Source organism: Paenibacillus sp. FSL W7-1088 (assembly GCF_037969855.1).
Classification (GTDB): Bacteria; Bacillota; Bacilli; order Paenibacillales; family Paenibacillaceae; genus Paenibacillus.
In genome coordinates, this window is sequence record NZ_CP150216.1 from 3,545,580 (window position 1) to 3,564,432 (window position 18,853).

The following is an 18,853-nucleotide window of genomic DNA, read 5'->3' on the forward strand; positions in this document are numbered from 1 at the left end:
CGTGTCACCGAATGGGCATCTGCACAATATTATATACGGTGATGAAGAGGTTCAACAAGGGAGGAAACAGGATATGGCTGTTATTAAAGCCAACTCGGAAGACGTCAAGCTGCTCGCTAGACTGATGAGAGCGGAGGCTGAAGGTGACGGCGAACAAGGCATGCTGCTTGTAGGCAATGTAGGGGTAAACCGGGTGCTTGGTGATTGCTTGGATTTCGGTGATATTCGGGACATTAATCGAATGGTGTTTCAGAATCCGGGTGGCTTCGAGTCTACGCAAAAAGGGTACTTCTACCAACGGGCAAGACAATCAGAAATACGCTTGGCACAGCGTGTCATTAATGGTGAACGCTTCTGGCCAGCCAGCAACTCTCTGTGGTTTTTCCGTCCCGTGGGGGAATGCCCTCCAACCTGGTATAACCAGCAAAATACAGGCCGCTTCAAGGCGCATTGTTTCTTCAGTCCGACAGGCGAAGACTGTCCATCCGTATATTAAATTTTGGGAGGAATCATGATGATTAACCAGCCTTATCAACCAACACAGGTTATGGGCCAACAGGCCAATTCGCAAGTCCAAGGAACATCCTATAAAATTGGTAACGGAATGCCGATGATGTCGCCAACTCCAGGCATGGTTTCACCTAGCTCCACAAGCGTACCTCCGCTCGTATCAAGCGGTGCTCCAATGACACCTACGGGTGGAGTTGCAACCACAACTGCGCCACAGTTTGAACAATCCTACATCGAAAATATTTTACGGCTTAACCTGGGTAAATGTGGAACATTCTACATGACTTACGAAGGAAACAAAGAGTGGAATGCCCGCATTTTCCAAGGTATTCTGGAAGCAGCTGGTCGTGACCATATCATTATCAGTGACCCTAACACTGGAAAACGGATCATGCTTTTGATGGTCAATTTCGACTACGCCACATTCGATGAGCCGTTGTTGTATCAATATCCAGGTGTGATCGGGAACTATCCGCAACAACCAAGCAGACGTTAATTAGCAGGGAAAAGAGAACATAATATAATACGGCCATACACAGGCTGTCTCGAATGCGGATGTTATTACGCAAACGGGGCAGCTTTTCCTATATGATGGTATAGAGCATTAAAGAAATAAATAAACAAATAAACAAATAAAAAATGAACCTAAACAGAAGTAACCTTTTTCTCAAATCAAGGCACTTAAAGATAAATACATCAAGCAGCAAGCGCACAGGAAGGAGCAAAACATATTGAAGACATGGATCGAGGGAGCAATCCAGGGGCAAGCCGAGGCTTATGAACAGCTGGTGACGCAATTTCGCGGGATGGCACTGGCTGTCGCCTATCAAAAATTAGGGGATACGTTCCTGGCCGAAGATGTGGTACAAGAGGCGTTCACAGAGGCCTTTGCGAATTTGTCCAAACTGGACAATCCCGATGCTTTTCCCGGGTGGTTCAAAGTTATCGTGGAGAGACAGTGTTACCGTCTAATGAGGCGTAAGCAGCATGGCACTGTCCCGGTTCTGGAGATTCAGGATGTAATTCAAGAAGAGGATCAGACTCATAATCCCGAAGAACAGGCTTTGAAAGGAGAGGTGCATCGCCTTCTGCGAGATTCGATTTCCATTTTGCCAACCTCCATGCAGCTTGCTGTTGAACTGTTTTATTTTCAGGGCTACTCCCTCAAGGAGATGTCGGAATTCCTCGGGGTTCATGTTCCGGCTCTGAAGAAACGGTTGTATGATGCCAGATCCAGGCTAAGACGTTCATTGCCTGTGGCCGACGTGATTTCAGTATTTAGTGAATTATACGAAGGAGGAAAAGGGATGCTTCACATTATGAATGGTGACCATGCGGCAGATCGGTTAAGACAAAGCGGGATTCAAGGTGAAATTCTGGTTTGGCGAGAGCTTTATACATTTGGACCGATAACGAGAAATATGAGGAATGAAAAGGCACGAAGTGGACGAGCGCAATATTTGGAGCAGCACTTGGGCATTCCGCAGACTGAATATTTGAAAATCAAGGAACTTGAGCAGACACTTCGCTCATTCCATCAATATGAAGAGATCGTACTGTGGTTTGAGTATGACCTCTACGATCAGGCGATGCTATCGCATCTGCTGCACTATTTCAAGGAACAGGACCTGAAGAATACCAAGCTGAATCTGTTATGCATCGATACCTACCCGGATATTGAGCATTTTCGGGGACTTGGGCAACTCACATCCACACAGATCGGACGTTTATCAGGTACCTGGCATGTGATGGGGGCAGAGGAAATCCAGGCTGGCAGCGAGTTTTGGGCAGCGTATGCATCATCTGACATTCAGGACCACAAGGACTACTTGCTTGAAAATACATCGGTGCTCCCTTTTGCACATGCTGCATTCAAGGCCCACCTGTCCCGTCTGCCTTCTGTATCGAACGGACTGGGCATAATTGAGCAATCCACACTGGAGGCCGTAAGAGAGGGCGTGGATAGCCCTTATTCATTATTCAAGCATGTTGGAGATCAATTGCATATCTTGGGAATGGGTGATCTGGAGTACTGGGCTCATCTGAAGAGAATGACGGAGGAACCTCATGCTTTACTTCAAATAAAGGGTGTACAAGCTTTTCCTACCTTCCAGCAGCATCATGACGAATTCCGCCACGGTGTCTTGTCTTTGACCGAACTCGGTATTCAGGTGCTGAGCGGAGAAGCAGATTGGGCACGATTAAGACATGATACATCATGGATTGGCGGTCTTCAGATAGGCGAAGGGAAAGGTAGGCCGTGGCGCTGGGACACCGTTAATGAGAACGTAGTGATCTTATAGAGAATGATGGATGCAATCAGAAACTGAATAAAAGCAATAGAAGCAATAGAAGCAGTAAAAGCAGTAAAAGCAGTAGTAGCAGTGAACATTAATTGGTAAACTAACATGCATCTGATCTCATTATCCATAAAATCATGAAAAAAGAGTATCCCGCCATGCCTGAGCATGAGCTAGGATACTCTTTTGTTAGTTCAACCGTATTCTACTTGGACGCATCCAATTTCAATGCGGTTACCATTTTGCGGAACACGTCCGTATTATCGAGATAGCCTGAGAACAGGCGTGACCCGGGTCCCGAGGCATTGATTGGCACATCGTCGAATGTGTGGACTTCCTGGCCTTCATCATGAGGCAGATTACCCGTGTAGTGAACACCGTCCGGGTCTTTGTCCGGGTTAGCGATATACCATGCTTTGTCTTTGACGTTAGGGTCCTGAATGGTAGGACTGATTGGCACCGGATTAGCGAGATAATTCTCATTGTTATCCGGCATATTGCCCCAGCCAACAGCGATCTTCCACTCGGAATCCGGATTGTCCGGGAAGCCATCTCCGTTTGCATCCACATACGTCGGGAACTTGGAATCAGCATATGTGCCGATCAATTCACGGAGTTCGTCGCCTGATTTACCTTTGGCGGCTTCCGTGTTATACGTTCCGTTGAGGGTAAGGGAATGACCGTGATCGGATGTGACGATAACGAGCGTATCCGGGTGTTTTTTCGCATATTCCTTAACCCGGCCCACCGTTTGATCGAATTCAATTGCATCCCATACGGAACGTTCAAAATCCATCGTGTGAGCCTGTTTATCAATCGATGCACCTTCGACCATCAGGAAAAATCCGTTTTTATTCTGTTCCAGCACCTGAAGGGCTGTGTCGGTCATTTCCATCAATGTAGGTTGGTCCGTGTCCTTGCCCACAATATCGGTATTGTTGGGCTTCGTGTATTCTCTGTCATAATATACGTTCATGTTGCCTTTGCGGAATAATCCCAGCAAAGATTTGGTAGAGGCAGACTTGTCCAGATTCGTTGCATCTGTAACGTAGGTATATCCTTCTTTTTTGAACTCCTCTACAATATTGCGTCCATCTTTGCGTTTTCCGCCGTCAGCTGCTGGAAGGAACCACTCCAGTCCACCGCCCAGAATAACATCTGGTCGATTCGCTTCATTCAGATACATACTTGCGATCGCTTCTTGTTCACCGCGCTTACGTGTATGTACAGCCATTGCAGCAGGTGTTGCATCTGTCACATCCGCAGTCGTTACAAGGCCAGTAGCCATGCCACGGGTGCGTTTGACCAGCTCAACGATGTTTTCCACCTTCGGATCGTCAAAAGGGTCTGGTGTATTGTCCGGGTAGACCCCCTCGGCATTGACTGCCGTTTTGTGGCCAGTTGCATAAGCGGAAGCACTATTGGCCGAATCGGTGACGATGGAATCCATACCAGACGTCGTGACCATGCCCATCGCATCCATTTGCTCCATCTCCAGCCAACCCTTGAATTTGCCTTCGTTAATACCCTTGGATACAACACGAGCGGCGGTGCGAATATTGGCACTCATGCCATCGCCAATCATCAGAACGACATTTTTGGCTTGCTCACCGTTTGTTAGTAGGGCCGTATCTTTGGAAGGATCAAACACTTGGTATACGACCCTTGAATATGTACGCTTGCCTGTAGCAATCGTTTCCGCGGTTACCACAATGGAATCACTCTCTTTAAAAGTAACATCCCGAATGGTGTATTCCGTGCTCAAGTCGTTGCTGCTTGTCCACGTTCCGGACTTGCCGAAGTATTTGTCCGGAGACAAGCCATTAACCTGGATTTTAATATCATTCGATTTCAGCTTGGCACCATTCAGCTCAACCAGGAAATCGAGCTTCTGGCCTGCGAGAATCTGAGCACGGTCAATAGGTAAAATGGTAAATGCGGCAGGGGCCGTCTGTTGCTGGGCAGATACGGGTTCAGCATTGACCTGCCAAGGCACGGCTGTCATCGCAACAGCCGCGCTGAGTAGTAAAGCATTCCATTTCATAGCATGATGGCTTTTCATGAACATACCTCCGAGATCAATTTGTTGTTCTATTTGGAAGTATATAGCTGGATGATTAACTAAGCGTAAGAGAAAAGTTAAACCGTGAGCAAGAAGATGCATATATTTGTTAGTAAAACGTAAAAAAAACGGAGTATTCAATACATTTGTTAACGAAATAGCCCGTATGCATCATTTCGTTGTCATAGGACACGGATTGACTGTGTAGTGTAGAATTATATAATAAAAGAAGCATATCCTTGTTATTCGACAGAAAAAGGTGGAGGTGAACGCATTGGGAAGTTGAAACTGCATATGAGCGGCAGAATGGCAAATATCCTACATTTTCGAAGGAGGTGGACCTATTTGCCGAAGAATGACGGCGAATAGGATGATAATTTGAGTGACCCCTTACCGAGTATATTAAATTTATTTTTAATTGCTTTGCTTGTATTGATGAATGGTTTCTTTGTCTCGGCAGAATTTGCCATGGTCAAAGTTCGTGGCAGCCGGATTGAAGCTTTGGTGGAGACAGGTAATAAAAATGCGATTTATGCTTCCAATATTGTACGCAACCTGGATGCTTATCTGTCCGCGTGCCAATTGGGTATAACGCTTGCTTCACTTGGACTCGGGTGGCTGGGAGAGCCAGCGATTGCTCACCTGTTAGAGCCCATGTTTACTGCATTTGGACTGGGGCCGGTATACGTACATGGCATCTCCATTGCAATTGCTTTTGTTATTATTACGATTTTGCATATTGTACTCGGGGAACTTGCTCCCAAGACGATGGCTATCCGCAAATCAGAGACGATCACGTTATGGTCTGCGGCGCTGCTTACGTTCTTTTACAAATTAATGTACCCCTTTATATGGGCATTGAATGGTATGGCGAACAGCCTGCTGAGAGTATTTCGCATGGCACCGGCCTCGGAGCATGACTCAGCGCATAGTGAAGATGAAATACGCATTCTGATGAAAGAAAGCAATAAGAGCGGTTTAATTGACAATACTGAATTGGCGCTTGTTGATAATATATTTGATTTTACGGCAACAACCGCCCGTGAAATTATGATTCCGCGGACGGAAATGATCTGCCTGAATGCCAATCAGTCCATGCTGGAGAATCTGGAAATTGCCAGTGAAAGCATGCGTACCCGTTATCCGGTTTATAACGGCGACAAAGACCATATTATCGGTTTTATTCACATTAAAGACCTGATGCGATCTCAGCTTACAGATACCATCTCGGTGATTCGGCCGATTCTCGCAGTACCCGATTCCACTCCGATCAGTGACCTGCTCAAGCGGATGCAGCGCAGCAAGACACAGATTGCGATCCTGATTGATGAGTACGGAGGAACCTCCGGCCTTGTAACGCTTGAAGACATCATGGAAGAGATCGTGGGCGAGATTCAGGACGAATTTGACCAAGAACGTCCGGCGATTGAGAAAGTGGATGAGATGGAATACTCCATTGACGGCCTCATGCTGATTGAAGAGGTTAGTGAGCGCTTTGGGCTGGATATGGACCGGGCGGATTATGATACGATTGGCGGCTGGTTATACTCCAGAGTAGAAACCATCCCACCCGAAGTAGGGCAGTCGGTAGAGTATGGTGGATATGTCTTTGTAATTCAAGAGACCGAGCATAAGCGGATTTCGCGTGTGAATGTGATTAAGCTGGATCTGATGGTTGAAGGCGAAGGCGCCTAATCCAAAGTATTATTTTTTGGAGACAGGAGATCCCAGTCTATAGAGAGGCCGTACGGTGGATTATTTCACTGTGCGGCTTTTTGTTTACCCTATTATCGTAGCATGCACGGCTGCAAACAGGGTATAATGGAACAACTTTGCAAGATAGGAGAGGTTGAGATTGAGCTATCGCATTGAGGTTGCATTTACACCTGTATTTGAATTCATGGCCAGTTTGCATACATATATTTGCCGAAAATCGCATAAAAAGATTGATTTATCCACAGCGTGGGCCCAAGAAATAGAAGGAGAGCTAACCCCTGAGCTTGCTGCTGTCTTGCAACATATGAACGTGGATGATGATTGGAAATGGATGTATCTGCTTGTCTGTCTGCGAGTGGAAGCTGAGGAGCCGGAGGATTTTATTGAATGGTTCAGCCAACGAACAGTGCTTGACCTTCATGACATTTTTAGCAAGTACAGTTTCCCGTATACGGATGATATCTCTGCTTTCCAGACCAAGATGACCTATGTCTTAACCGGCTGGAATGAGCAATATTTTCGCTTGCTTGATCCCACCATCTTACAACATCTGCGCCAGGAGGTTCAGAACCGCAAGGAACAGTTAAGTCAATCGCCCCAGGAAGAGGTACTCGACGATGCGACCAACGGGTTGATGTTCCGGGACATGAAGGGGTTGGATAGACTGCTGCTTGTGCCACAATTTCATTTTCAGCCGCTAAACGTCATCCTGCATTTTGGGGATACGCTGCTGTGCCATTATTCCTCCAGATTGTATATGGGAGATCATGAGTATATTCCGACCCATCATTTGCGTGTAATCCGCAGCTTGGGAGAGAAGAACAGACTGAAAATCATGCGTTTTCTGCATCAGGGACCACGTTCATTTATAGAAATTGTTCGTCACTTGAAGCTCTCCAAAGGAATTACTCATGACCATCTATCCAAGCTTCGTGGAGCAGGGTTGGTCTATGCTCATTTTGAAGGAGAGAGCCTGGTTGAGTATTCACTCCGTCTTCATGCGCTCGAGCAAATTTTACCGAATGTCATGAATTATTTGGAGCAATAACGTTTATCAAAATGTGGTTTTTAGAAAAAATGTATACCTTCGATACAGCCGTATGTTTGTTGTGGCCGAACTGAAATTTATTCAGGAAATCCGCGCAAAACATACGGCTATTTTATCGCTTTAAAGTGGATATTAATGGGTTTAATATAAATATTTTTTTGTGGTTCTCTATTTACAGAACCAAATGCAATTCTTATAATAGGGCTTATCGAACTTATACCTTACTAATTTCATAGGAATTATATAAATTCTGAATTGTTTCGGAAATTAGGAACGGCTGAGCGAGAAAAATATGGATCATTTATGAATTGGGGAGGATTTTATGAGAGTGAAAGGTTTATCCGTGGCATCGTTAATCATCAGCAGTGCGATTGTGTTATCGGCATGTGCTGGAGGTGGGGGAGCAGAGACCAATACTGCTGGAAGCGTAACAACAAATTCGGGCACTCAAGCGACTCCGGTTTCAGCAGCACTGGATGCGCCATTTCAGGCAACGGACTTGAATCAATTACCTGAGACGGCAAAAAAACGAACGGATACGGTGATTGTGGGACTTACGGATCCCAGCGGGGCTTTCACACCGTACTTCCATCAGAGTGGATATGATGGCAACGTGGCTTCATTGCTATTTGCTTCACTTGTAACCGTAGATGAGAAAGGTTTACCTGTTCCTGATCTCGCTGAAAGCTGGGATGTGTCCGACGATCAGTGTACATACACGTTTCATCTAAGAAAAGATTCCAAGTTCAGTGACGGCTCCGCGCTCACCGCAGATGATGTTGCTTTTACATGGACAATTCTGCATGACAAGTCATATGACGGTGGATTTGATATTTTCTCCACCAAGGTGAAGGGCGGGAAAGCGTATACCGAAGGAAAGGCAGATCACATTGAGGGTATTAAGGTCATTGATCCGTTAACGATCTCGGTCACCCTGGAACAACCAAACGCAACTGCTCTGCTTACATTGGGCTCAGAGGTATTGTCCAAAGCCTACTACGGCAAAGACTATCAATTCGGAAAGCTCGAATACATTAAAAATCTTCATGCAACACCTGTAGGCAATGGCCCTTATAAACTTGAAAAGTTCATTCCAGGTCAGGAAGTTCGATTCGTTGCCAACGAGTTCTATTACAAGGGCAAACCAAAAACCGAGCATTTCATATATAAAACATCGGAAGGAGACACCTGGCAGTTTATTGAGACCGGAGAGATCGACTTCACTTCGTTCACGGCTACCCAAGAGAATATTGATAAGCTGAAAAAAATCCCATACCTCAACCTTCTGCCTTACACACCAAGTACATACGGATATTTACAGCTTAATCTGGAGCATGAACAGCTTCAGGAAAAAGAAGTACGTCAAGCCATCACCTATGGCCTGGATCGTCAGTCCATCTATGTGGACGCAAACCAAGGGGCAGGTGCTGTTGCCAACATCCCGACTTCACCTATTTCCTGGTCATATACGGAAGAAGGTATTAATCCATACGCCTATGATCCGGACAAAGCTAATCAATTGCTGGACGACGCAGGCTGGGTGCCTGGAGCGGATGGCATCCGTGAGAAAAACGGGAAGAAGTTGTCCCTGCATTTCCTCGGAACGAAAAGTCCGGCCACAGATATCTTCATTGCTGTAGCCAAAGAAAACTTTGAAGCGATTGGTGTGCAGTTCCAGCCTGAAGTGTTTGCCGATTTCAACTCACTTGTCTCCAAAGTGGAGGGCGGCGATTACGACGTGGCTTCCTTCTCCACACCGATGTTAACGGATCCTTCAGACGGGGTACTGCAATTTGTGGATGGCGAGCTTAAAGGGTACGACAATCCCAAAGTGAAAGAGCTGTACAACAAAGGTCTGGCTACGACAGACATTGAGGAACGCAAGGCAGTATACAAAGAGCTGTACCAATTGCTCAACGATGAGCTGCCTGTCATTTTCACCAGTTACAAAAAAACAGTTTACGCCTATAACGGTCGCATCGATGGACTTTCTGTCAGTCCATACCGCGGGATTGCAACCAGCTTGCCGGAATGGTCTCTGAAATAAGCAGGGGTATGAATCAAGAAACATCAATACTGGAATAAACAAAATGTCCCTTGTGTTTGCGATGTCGCAGATGCAGGGGACGCATTGATAAGGAGCCTGATATGAGCACTTACATTGTGAAACGGATGACATATATGGTTCTTATTTTGCTGGCCGCTTCCGTTCTTATCTTCAGCCTGTATGCACTTACCCCTGGCGACTACATCTCCAGCAACATTAAATTAAGTCCCGAGCGCAAGGCCGAGCTGCGAGAATTGTATGGACTGGACAAGCCTGTTATCGAACGGTATCTCATCTGGATGAAAAATGCTGTACATGGGGACTTCGGATATTCATTGGCACAACAAAAACCCGTGCTCGCGCTGTTTAACGAATATATCTGGAATTCATTCCTGTTAGCTGCTGTGACCACGTTCCTGACCTGGTTCATCGCGGTTATTATCGGTGTGATTGCTGCCTATAAGCAGTATTCGTGGTTCGATACTTTTGTGATGATAGGCATATTTGCAGCCATGTCCGTGCCTTCTTTCTTTATCGGATTGTTTTTGATTAAACTGCTGGCGGTTGACCTAAAATGGTTGCCTCCAGGGGGCATGATGACCACGGGAAGTAATGCTACCGGTCTGGCCTATGTCAAAGAGGTGATTCAGCACATGACCTTGCCCGTAATTGTTATGACTCTGCTTGGGGTAGGCTCACTTACCCGTTACTTCCGCAGCAATATGATTGATGTGATCAAACAGGATTATATTCGAACAGCACGAGCCAAAGGTTTAAAAGAAAGCAAAGTGTTATATACCCATGCCTTGCGCAATGCTCTGTTGCCTGCGATAACACTGATTGGATTCGAGCTGCCGTCCTTATTCGGCGGTTCACTGATTATTGAGAAAATATTCAGCTGGCCCGGTATCGGCCAGTTATATATGCAGTCCTTCTCGCTGCGGGATTATCCGCTGCTGATGGGCTTTACCATGTTCATCGCCATCCTGACTGTCATTGGAACGCTGCTGTCTGATGTGCTCTATCACATCGCAGATCCGCGTGTCCGTTTGCAATAAGGGGGGCTTTGAACATGACAATCTCTTCATCGCCTGTAACGAGAAATGCCGCAGAAGCTGCCTTACCTTTAAAGGTTCCACCCAAGTCTTCTTTATGGAAATTGTCGATCCGAAGACTGCTCAAGAACAAACTTGCTGTTGGCGGATTCATCGTAGTTTTATTGATGTTTGTGGCTTGTTTCATTGGCCCGTTGTTCTCACCTTATACCGATAACAAGATCAATATGACAGCGATGAAACAAGGTCCCGGCATTCATCACTGGCTTGGCACAGATGCGCTCGGCAGGGATGTGCTCACCCGTGTGCTGATGGCTGGTCGTATCTCGCTCACTGTTGGTTTGGCTTCCATGGTTCTATCCGTATTTATCGGCTCCTTGCTTGGAGCTATCGCCGGATATTATCGCGGCATGGTTGATCAGGTCATTATGCGGATTGCTGACTTGCTGCTCACGATCCCGGGACTGCCGCTGCTGTTCATTTTCGGTGCGTTGTTATCGGATTGGAAAGTTCCGCCGGATTCCAGAATGTATATCGTCATGCTGATGCTCAGTTTTGTCAACTGGCCCGGTATGGCCCGAATGGTACGGGGACAGATGTTAAGCTTGCGCGAGCGTGAATTCATGCAGGCTGCTGTTGTTCTTGGCTTGCGTGACCGTCGCAAACTGTTTCACCATCTTCTGCCCAATATTGTCCCGCTTCTCATCGTCATGGCGACTCTGAACATCGGAGGGTCCATTCTCAGCGAATCGGTACTCAGCTTTTTTGGACTCGGTGTCATGCCACCAACGCCTACATGGGGCAATATGATCGATGCGGCCAACAACATGATTGATTTTCAACAGCATCCGTGGTTATGGATTCCGCCAGGGCTGTCCATTTTCGTGACCGTTATTGCGATCAATATTTTTGGTGATGGTCTTCGAGACGTATTAGATCCCAAACAGAAGAGAAGGTGAGCACGCCTCATGCAAAATATGATTGAAATTGAACATCTTGAAACTCATTTTTACTCAGAAGAAGGCCATGTCAAAGCCGTAGACGGTGTAAGCCTGAATGTACGAGAAGGGGAGACGGTATGCATCGTTGGTGAATCAGGCTGTGGCAAAAGTGTAACCGCCATGTCAATCATGGGATTGATTGAGGAACCTGCAGGCAAGGTGGTAGGCGGTGCAATTCGTTTTGGTGGACGGGATCTGCTTCGTGAAAGTAAATCTTCGCTGCGTGCCATTCGGGGCAATGACATCTCCATGATTTTCCAGGAACCGATGTCCTCGTTGAATCCCGTGCTTAAGATCGGTGAGCAATTGATGGAGCCGCTGATTGTACACTTGAAAATGAGTAAAAAGCAGGCTCGCGCACGAGCGGTTGAGCTGATTGCCGAAGTTGGCATTTCACGCCCGGAACAGATTGCGAACAGTTATCCGCACGAGCTGAGTGGAGGTATGCTCCAGCGCATTATGATTGCCATTGCCATCTCATGTAACCCGAAACTGTTAATCGCGGATGAACCAACCACCGCTCTTGACGTGACGATTCAAGCGCAGATATTGGATATGTTACAGCACATCAAGTCCCGGTCAGGAACCTCTATTTTGATGATCACGCATGACCTTGGCGTTGTAGCCGAAATGGCGGATTATGTCGTAGTAATGTATGCAGGCAAAGTGGTGGAAGAGGGGGAAGTTGTGCAATTGTTTGAATCTCCCAAACATCCATATACTCAGGGATTGCTTCGCTCCAAGCCGATTATCAATCAACGGCAGGACGAATTGTATTCGATACCCGGACATGTACCTGATCCGCTATCCTTAAAAGATTCCTGCCATTTTGCTGATCGTTGTGAGCACTGTATGTCGATATGCACCACGCAAATGCCTACGCTGAAGCAGCTTGGGCCCGGACAGAAGGCTGCATGCTGGCTGTATGAGGAGGCGTTGAGTCATGTCTGAACCTCTATTGGAAATCGAACATCTCAAAACCTATTTTCCAGTGCGCAAAGGCTTATTGAATCGTACAGTAGCCCATGTGAAAGCAGTCGATGATATCAGCATCACAATCCATGAAGGCGAGACGTTTGGATTAGTGGGTGAATCCGGAAGTGGCAAGAGCACTGTTGGAAGAACGATCGTGCGCTTAACGGAAAAAACGGAAGGACAGATTCGTTTTCAAGGTGTTGACTTGCATCAGTTATCTATGCAGGAAGTGCGGAAGATCCGTCCGCAGCTTCAACTTATTTTCCAGGACCCCTACAGTTCACTGAACCCGCGCATTCGCATTGGTGATGCGATCGGGGAGGCTGTATTAGATCACGGGTTGGCTACCGCAAGCGAGGTTCTTGATCTCGTCAAGGAGGTACTCGGAGCCTGCGGATTGTCATCTTATCATATTGATCGTTTTCCCCATGAGTTCTCTGGTGGACAGCGACAACGGATTGGGATTGCGCGAGCTTTGATCTTAAATCCAAAACTGATTATCGCAGATGAACCGGTATCAGCACTGGACGTGTCCATTCAGGCTCAGATTATCAACCTGTTCAGACGGCTTCAGCAAGAGCGCGGCCTTGCTTACCTGTTTATTTCGCATGATTTGAGTGTGGTGGAACATCTGTGTGACCGTATTGGCGTGATGTATCTGGGCTCCATGGTCGAGACGGCCTCCAGAGATGAGTTGTTCGGCAATCCACTGCATCCGTATACGAAAGCCCTGCTATCAGCAGTACCTGTGCCGATTCCCAAATTGAAACGGGAACGGATTGTGCTTAAAGGGGATATCCCAAGTCCAGTGAATCCGCCAACTGGATGCAAGTTCCATACACGTTGTCCATGGGCAGAAGATATCTGCAAGCAGCAAATTCCAGCGTATCGAGACGTTGGAGCGGATCATTTTGTAGCCTGTCATTTGGCCTGAACATCGTTATTGCGCCGATGGAGCATGAATGAAGAGATCGGCATAAAATGACGGTGTATTTATTGGGGTTGATGTATACGCAAGAGGTTCTACTCATTTGTGCATCTTTCATGTGAGATTTATCTTCTTCTAAACTCGATAACGCTTTTGAGCCAAACTTCTCCATAACTCTACTCTACTATTTTAAAAAGGATTTTTTTTGAAACCATATAGTTTCACATTGCGTAAACACCTATGAATATCCAAAATATGAAATTGGAGGAATGAACTAAATGATGACAAAGAGTTTGAATCCTTTCTTAAAGGTGACATTAGCAGCCGCATTAACTTTACCCATGATCTTAGCAATACCTGATGGAAAAGTCGAAGCTACTCCAGATATTTCGAGTGTTAAACCCGTAGCCTTGACCTCACCACCACCGGAGAGCCAAAGCATTCAGAGCTTGGCTCAATTCGAGAACATTTATCAAGCAAGTGGCAATGTTATTCCTGTAGGAGGACTCACTGCATTGGTGAGTACAACGACAACAACTTACACCAAAATGAACAGTATAACGGTACAGTATAGTCTCCAACGATGGACAGGATCCGATTGGGTCACATATAAATCGAATTCTGTCACGAAAAATAATGTTTCGGCATTGGATGCAAGCTCCAGCTGGACTGTTATAACTGGTTACTATTATCGTGTGGTGAGCATTCACAGCGCAAATAATGGCTCAAAAACTGAAACAAGCACACATACATCATCAAATGTGCTTTTCTAGTCAACTTTAATGACTGTTCCAAGGAAACCTTTGATTCTGAAGGTTATTGGCAATGGATAACATCTCTTCTTCGCTGAGAGTACCGAACAAGCTGACGTTGGTTGAACCCATCATCCATTGAAAAGAGTTATAACGAGGGCCAATTGACATAAAAGCCTCGCTACCATCGCCCAGTTTAACGACACTTGTCTCTCGAAGTAAAGGACCTTCAACTATTTCACCAGGTTGGATCCAGGCATAATCAAATTGTAATATTTCTTCTTGTCTATCTTTGATTTTACCAGTGTAGAGTACTCGCATATGGTTTGATTTAATATTACTGTCTATAGGGAGTGGCAACTCTGCATCAAGCATCAGCTCGAACTTGATGTCGGTAAATCGCTCGGGGATTACATTTGAAAGTAGAAAGTCACCAATAAACCCTGAGCGTGCTTCTTCTTCAGTTACTTCAACAGGAACCAAAATTTGTGTTGAATCTATATCGAATTCATAGGGATTGTCATCATAATTTTCAGGGGGAATTTGAGGAGCGTCCTCGATACCACGCTCAGGTGGTGCAGACGTCTTTGCAGCTAAAGGATCCAATCCAACAATTTCGTTTGTGCGGTCTTTAATGATAATGGATTTCATTCCATTACCCCAATCTTTGATCGTTTGCACAAAAGGGGACACTGCCTGTGTGTCCGTAGGAACACTGAATAAAACTGCACCTAAGGCGACTGAAGCGGCGATAACGAAAGAAAGCCGCAAGGTCCGCCTTCTTTTTTTGCGTGCGTTAATCTTATTAATTTCATATTCAACTTTAAGCCAGGAATCATGCATAACTTGGGAATTTGTATTCTTTGGATCTAGGGGAGCAGATACAGCCTGATGGAAGGCTTCGTCAAAAGCCATATCAAACGCGGCATCGAAAAAATCGTCTTCCAGCTCTGAATCGAATGAATCAATATGCTTATCGGACTTGCCTTTGCTCAATGCTTCCACCCCATTCCTTATGTAATTTCTTTTTGATACTTCCGCGGGCTCTGAACAAACGTTGCTTCACAATTTCTTCGGATGTATCAAGCAGATCAGCCATTTCCCGATAGGAAAGACCCTCTTTCCAGCGCAGCTCCACGAGTACACGATATTCCGGCTTAAGCTGTTCCAGATAGAACTCGATGGATTCCTGCATCATTTGAGTCTCCACCGTGCTCTCTACGGAAGCTGCCGTCTGATTAATTGTCTCCATATCTATAAAAACACTATCCGTATCCAGTTGGTTACGGTTATTTTTATTTTTTCTCAGATAATTAATGGCGGTATTTCGTGTGACAACCTTCAGCCATGCTTTCAATTTGACTTCGTTGTCGAAGAGAGGTTTGTTTTTAATGATTTTGATAAAAGCTTCCTGAATGATATCTTCTGCTGCAGCACGCTCTTTGATGATGTAAACGATAAGACCATGTACCATATTATAATATTCGTAGTACACTTCTTCTTGAAGCTGAGGGCTCAAATTATGGAAATCTGAGGCTAAGAGTAATTGGAGCCGATTGGCCATGATGTTCTCCTTTCTGGTGAACAATCCACAAACATTGGTATCATTTCATTTTACAACATTATATGGAAGCGATACAATGGGAGGTTCGTCCGACAGATGCAGAAAAAGTATAGCCGAATCAAAGAGAGGCCACCTCACGAACCAAGTAAATTATGGTCAGGAGTGCGGCCTCTATGTGTTATTTAATAATCGTAGAATAATAGAAACTGGCTTAGAATGCCCAGTCGCCGTTCAGGAAGATAGCTTCACGCTCGCCATTCGCTGTCACGCCGTAAATGTTCGTTTCCGGCGAACCCATCATGAAGTCTACGTGAGTAATGCTGGAGTTCATGCCGCGAGCTGCAAGCTCCTCGGTTGACATGGTTTTGCCACCATCAATATTGAATGCATAGGAACTACCGATAGCGAGGTGACATGAAGCATTCTCATCATAAAGCGTTGTGTAATAGAGAATACCACTTTCCGAGATTGGAGAATGGAAGGGCACCAAAGCGACTTCGCCGAGATAATGCGAGCCTTCGTCCATATTGATGAGTCTTTCTAGTGTATCCTGTCCTTCTTCGGCATGGAAATCAATGATGCGTCCGTTCTCAAACGTAAGAGAGAAGCGGTCAATGATACTTCCGCCATAACTGAGCGGTTTAGTACTGGACACTTTGCCGTTCACCCCGTATTTAGCAGGTGCGGTGAACACTTCCTCTGTCGGAATGTTGGCCACAAAACGAGTGCCTTGTTCGTTAATGCTGCCCGCTTGCGCCCAAATGTGCCCTTCAGGAAGCTCAACGGTAAGGTCGGTTCCCGGTGAGACAAAATGCAGAGCTTTATACTTTTTGCTGTTCATGGCAACGGCTTTGTGCTCCAAACGCTCGATATGCTGCTCCCAAGCCGCTACAGGATCTTCCAGATCAGCTCTTACAGCAGCAAAAATGGCTTCCCAGAGCTGTTTCATCTGCTCGGCAGGGGGAAGGTCAGGGAAAACTTTGGCGGCCCAATCCGGCGAAGGACAGGCTACTCCTGTCCAGCTCATTTTGTCGGCCTGCTGGTACTGGCGATATTTGGACATCGCCTGACCGTATGTACGCTGGTGGGTGGAAATGCGTTCTGGATCGATGCCTTTCAGCAGGTCCGGGCTGGATGACAATACAGTCAAGAACGCAGCATTGTTCGCTGCCAGCTCTTCAAGTTCCGCGGCATGCCATTTCGGCGGGTCTTGGAAGGAGTCCTCAGGCGCCATTTCAAAGCGCAGCCGATTAACAGCTTCATCTCCATATTTGACGATAACTTTTTTTGCTCCAGCCTCGTAGCCTTTACGCACCAACAAACGCACGAATTCAGCTGTATCAATCATCGCGCTGATCACGAAGATTTGTCCGGGCTGAACGTTGGCTCCGACTTTTACAGCCAGTTCAGCATAACGATCCAGTTTTTGTTCAAAACTCAACATATCAAGTTCCTCCATATCATGAATTCCCCGCTTACGCAGGAAAAGAGAGGAGTGACCCTCTCTCTCATTTACACCGTTTTAAATTAGAAAGCCCAGTTGCCTTGCAGGAAGATTGGCTCTTCGCTACCTTCGGAAGTGACACCGTGAATGTTCATTTCTCCTGATCCAATCATGAAATCCACATGAGTGAGACTGGAGTTCATGCCATGGCTGATCAATTCATCCTTGGACATCGTTTTGCCACCTTCCAGACAGAAGGCATAGGCGTTACCGATAGCCAAATGGTTGGATGCATTTTCATCAAATAGCGTGTTATAGAACAAAATATTCGTATCCGAAATCGGTGATTGATGTGGAACGAGAGCTACCTCGCCCAGATAATGTGCGCCTTCATCCATTTCGATCAAGCTTTTCAATGAATCAAGTCCTTGTTCAGCAGTATAATCGACAATTCGACCATTTTCGAAAGTGAGGGAGAAGCCGTCGATCAGGTTGCCACCATAACTCAGTGGCTTGGTGCTGCGAACTGTGCCGTTAACTCCGGTTTTCAATGGAGCGGTGAACACTTCCTCTGTAGGCATATTGGCAACGAAGACATGTCCCTGCTCATTGATGCTGCCACCGGATACCCACAGATGGCCTTCAGGAAGCTCGATCGTCAGGTCTGTGCCAGGGGCTGTATAGTGAAGCTTTTTGTATTTCTTCTCGTTAAGCAGATCTGCGCGGGAGTCGAGATTCAGCAAATGTGTTTTCCATTCTGCGACAGCATCCTGCTCACCTATGCGTACGGTTTTGAAGATGACATCCCACAATTTATCGATTTGCTGCTCTGCCGGGAGATCAGGAAATACTTTGGCTGCCCATTCAGGGGAAGGAACAGCCACAATGGACCAGCTGAACTTGTCTGCCATTTGATAGGAACGATATTTCTCCATCGCTTTACCGCGAACTTTCTGACTAGTCACGATCCGTTCTTGAGGAACGCCTGCCAGCAGGTCTGGATTTTCTGCGATCACATGCAGGATGGCGGCACCTTCTTCTACGAGTTCAGTCATTTCCCCTGCAAACCATTTTGGTTCAATGGAGAAGGATTCCTCTGGTGCGAGATCATAGTGAAGACGTGTAATAACCTCATCGCTCCAGTTCACTTTGACCAGCTTGGCACCTGTGCCATAAGCGGCTTTAACGATCAGGCGTACAAAATGCGCTGCCGAGATTGGTGCATTCACGACGAGAGTCTGCCCAGGATGCACATTGACACCGACTTTGACTGCCAGTTCGGCATATTGTTGTAAATTCGTTTCAAAATGGTTCATGCTATTTGTTCCTCCCGTTTGATATAATGTCGTAGCTGTTTGTTATTATAGTCCTCATTACAGGTATGTAAGGAGTCAGTATGGTTCCCTCATTGAATAAGGTATACGTTGCTACGATATATATTGTACAATTAA

General features: G+C 46.1%; 16 protein-coding genes. 11 read left to right on the top strand and 5 right to left on the bottom strand.

The genetic code is table 11. The features are described from left to right. Window positions 1-73 precede the first annotated feature (73 nt). From MKY42_RS16070 to MKY42_RS16080, 3 genes are all read left to right on the top strand, one after another. Window positions 74-496 (top strand): cell wall hydrolase, encoded by a 423-nt coding sequence (locus MKY42_RS16070; protein ID WP_090898102.1) that lies wholly within the window; start codon window positions 74-76, stop codon window positions 494-496. A gap of 108 nt (window positions 497-604) precedes the next feature. Continuing rightward, entirely contained in the window at window positions 605-1,006 is a 402-nt protein-coding gene (gene gerQ, locus MKY42_RS16075; protein ID WP_244192903.1) for a spore coat protein GerQ, read from the top strand. 235 nt (window positions 1,007-1,241) lie between these two features. Beyond that, on the top strand, window positions 1,242-2,813 hold the full coding sequence (locus MKY42_RS16080; RefSeq protein ID WP_339852523.1) for a sigma-70 family RNA polymerase sigma factor: 1,572 nt from the start codon (window positions 1,242-1,244) through the stop codon (window positions 2,811-2,813). 202 nt (window positions 2,814-3,015) lie between these two features. On the opposite strand, the gene MKY42_RS16085 is transcribed toward MKY42_RS16080, so the two are convergent. Beyond that, a complete protein-coding gene (locus tag MKY42_RS16085; protein ID WP_339852526.1) occupies window positions 3,016-4,872 on the bottom strand; it encodes an alkaline phosphatase in 1,857 nt (618 codons plus the stop codon). A 378-nt stretch (window positions 4,873-5,250) separates the two neighbouring features. Here MKY42_RS16085 and MKY42_RS16090 point away from each other — a divergent pair, with 378 nt between their 5' ends. From MKY42_RS16090 to MKY42_RS16125, 8 genes are all read left to right on the top strand, one after another. Beyond that, window positions 5,251-6,567, top strand: coding sequence for a hemolysin family protein (locus tag MKY42_RS16090; RefSeq protein ID WP_090898111.1), 1,317 nt, complete (start codon window positions 5,251-5,253; stop codon window positions 6,565-6,567). A gap of 160 nt (window positions 6,568-6,727) precedes the next feature. Next, complete coding sequence (locus MKY42_RS16095; protein ID WP_339852529.1) at window positions 6,728-7,636, top strand: winged helix-turn-helix domain-containing protein; 909 nt, start codon at window positions 6,728-6,730, stop codon at window positions 7,634-7,636. A gap of 322 nt (window positions 7,637-7,958) precedes the next feature. Next, on the top strand, window positions 7,959-9,683 hold the full coding sequence (locus MKY42_RS16100) for an ABC transporter substrate-binding protein (protein WP_339852532.1): 1,725 nt from the start codon (window positions 7,959-7,961) through the stop codon (window positions 9,681-9,683). Window positions 9,684-9,784: 101 nt separating this feature from the next. Then, window positions 9,785-10,741 (top strand): ABC transporter permease, encoded by a 957-nt coding sequence (locus MKY42_RS16105; RefSeq protein ID WP_090898117.1) that lies wholly within the window; start codon window positions 9,785-9,787, stop codon window positions 10,739-10,741. Window positions 10,742-10,755: 14 nt separating this feature from the next. Continuing rightward, window positions 10,756-11,697 (top strand): oligopeptide ABC transporter permease, encoded by a 942-nt coding sequence (opp4C, locus tag MKY42_RS16110; RefSeq protein ID WP_090898120.1) that lies wholly within the window; start codon window positions 10,756-10,758, stop codon window positions 11,695-11,697. Between the two features lie 9 nt (window positions 11,698-11,706). Beyond that, entirely contained in the window at window positions 11,707-12,690 is a 984-nt protein-coding gene (locus MKY42_RS16115) for an ABC transporter ATP-binding protein (RefSeq protein ID WP_339852536.1), read from the top strand. Further along, the gene (locus MKY42_RS16120) at window positions 12,683-13,648 is read left to right on the top strand and encodes an ABC transporter ATP-binding protein (protein WP_339852538.1); all 966 of its coding nucleotides are present in this window, start codon (window positions 12,683-12,685) and stop codon (window positions 13,646-13,648) included. Before MKY42_RS16115 ends, MKY42_RS16120 begins: the two co-directional genes overlap by 8 nt. A gap of 272 nt (window positions 13,649-13,920) precedes the next feature. After that, complete coding sequence (locus MKY42_RS16125; protein WP_339852540.1) at window positions 13,921-14,415, top strand: hypothetical protein; 495 nt, start codon at window positions 13,921-13,923, stop codon at window positions 14,413-14,415. Between the two features lie 6 nt (window positions 14,416-14,421). Here MKY42_RS16125 and MKY42_RS16130 read toward each other — a convergent pair whose 3' ends face one another. From MKY42_RS16130 to MKY42_RS16145, 4 genes are all read right to left on the bottom strand, one after another. Then, a complete protein-coding gene (locus tag MKY42_RS16130; protein WP_090898131.1) occupies window positions 14,422-15,390 on the bottom strand; it encodes a hypothetical protein in 969 nt (322 codons plus the stop codon). Further along, window positions 15,368-15,958, bottom strand: a complete 591-nt coding sequence (locus MKY42_RS16135; protein WP_090898134.1) for a sigma-70 family RNA polymerase sigma factor — start codon at window positions 15,956-15,958, stop codon at window positions 15,368-15,370. The genes MKY42_RS16130 and MKY42_RS16135 overlap by 23 nt, the downstream gene beginning before the upstream one ends. 211 nt (window positions 15,959-16,169) lie before the next feature. Then, a complete protein-coding gene (locus tag MKY42_RS16140; protein WP_339852548.1) occupies window positions 16,170-17,402 on the bottom strand; it encodes an aminopeptidase in 1,233 nt (410 codons plus the stop codon). A gap of 83 nt (window positions 17,403-17,485) precedes the next feature. Continuing rightward, window positions 17,486-18,718: an aminopeptidase gene (locus tag MKY42_RS16145; RefSeq protein WP_090898139.1), complete on the bottom strand. Its 1,233-nt coding sequence runs from the start codon at window positions 18,716-18,718 to the stop codon at window positions 17,486-17,488. Between the last annotated feature and the right edge of the window lie 135 nt (window positions 18,719-18,853).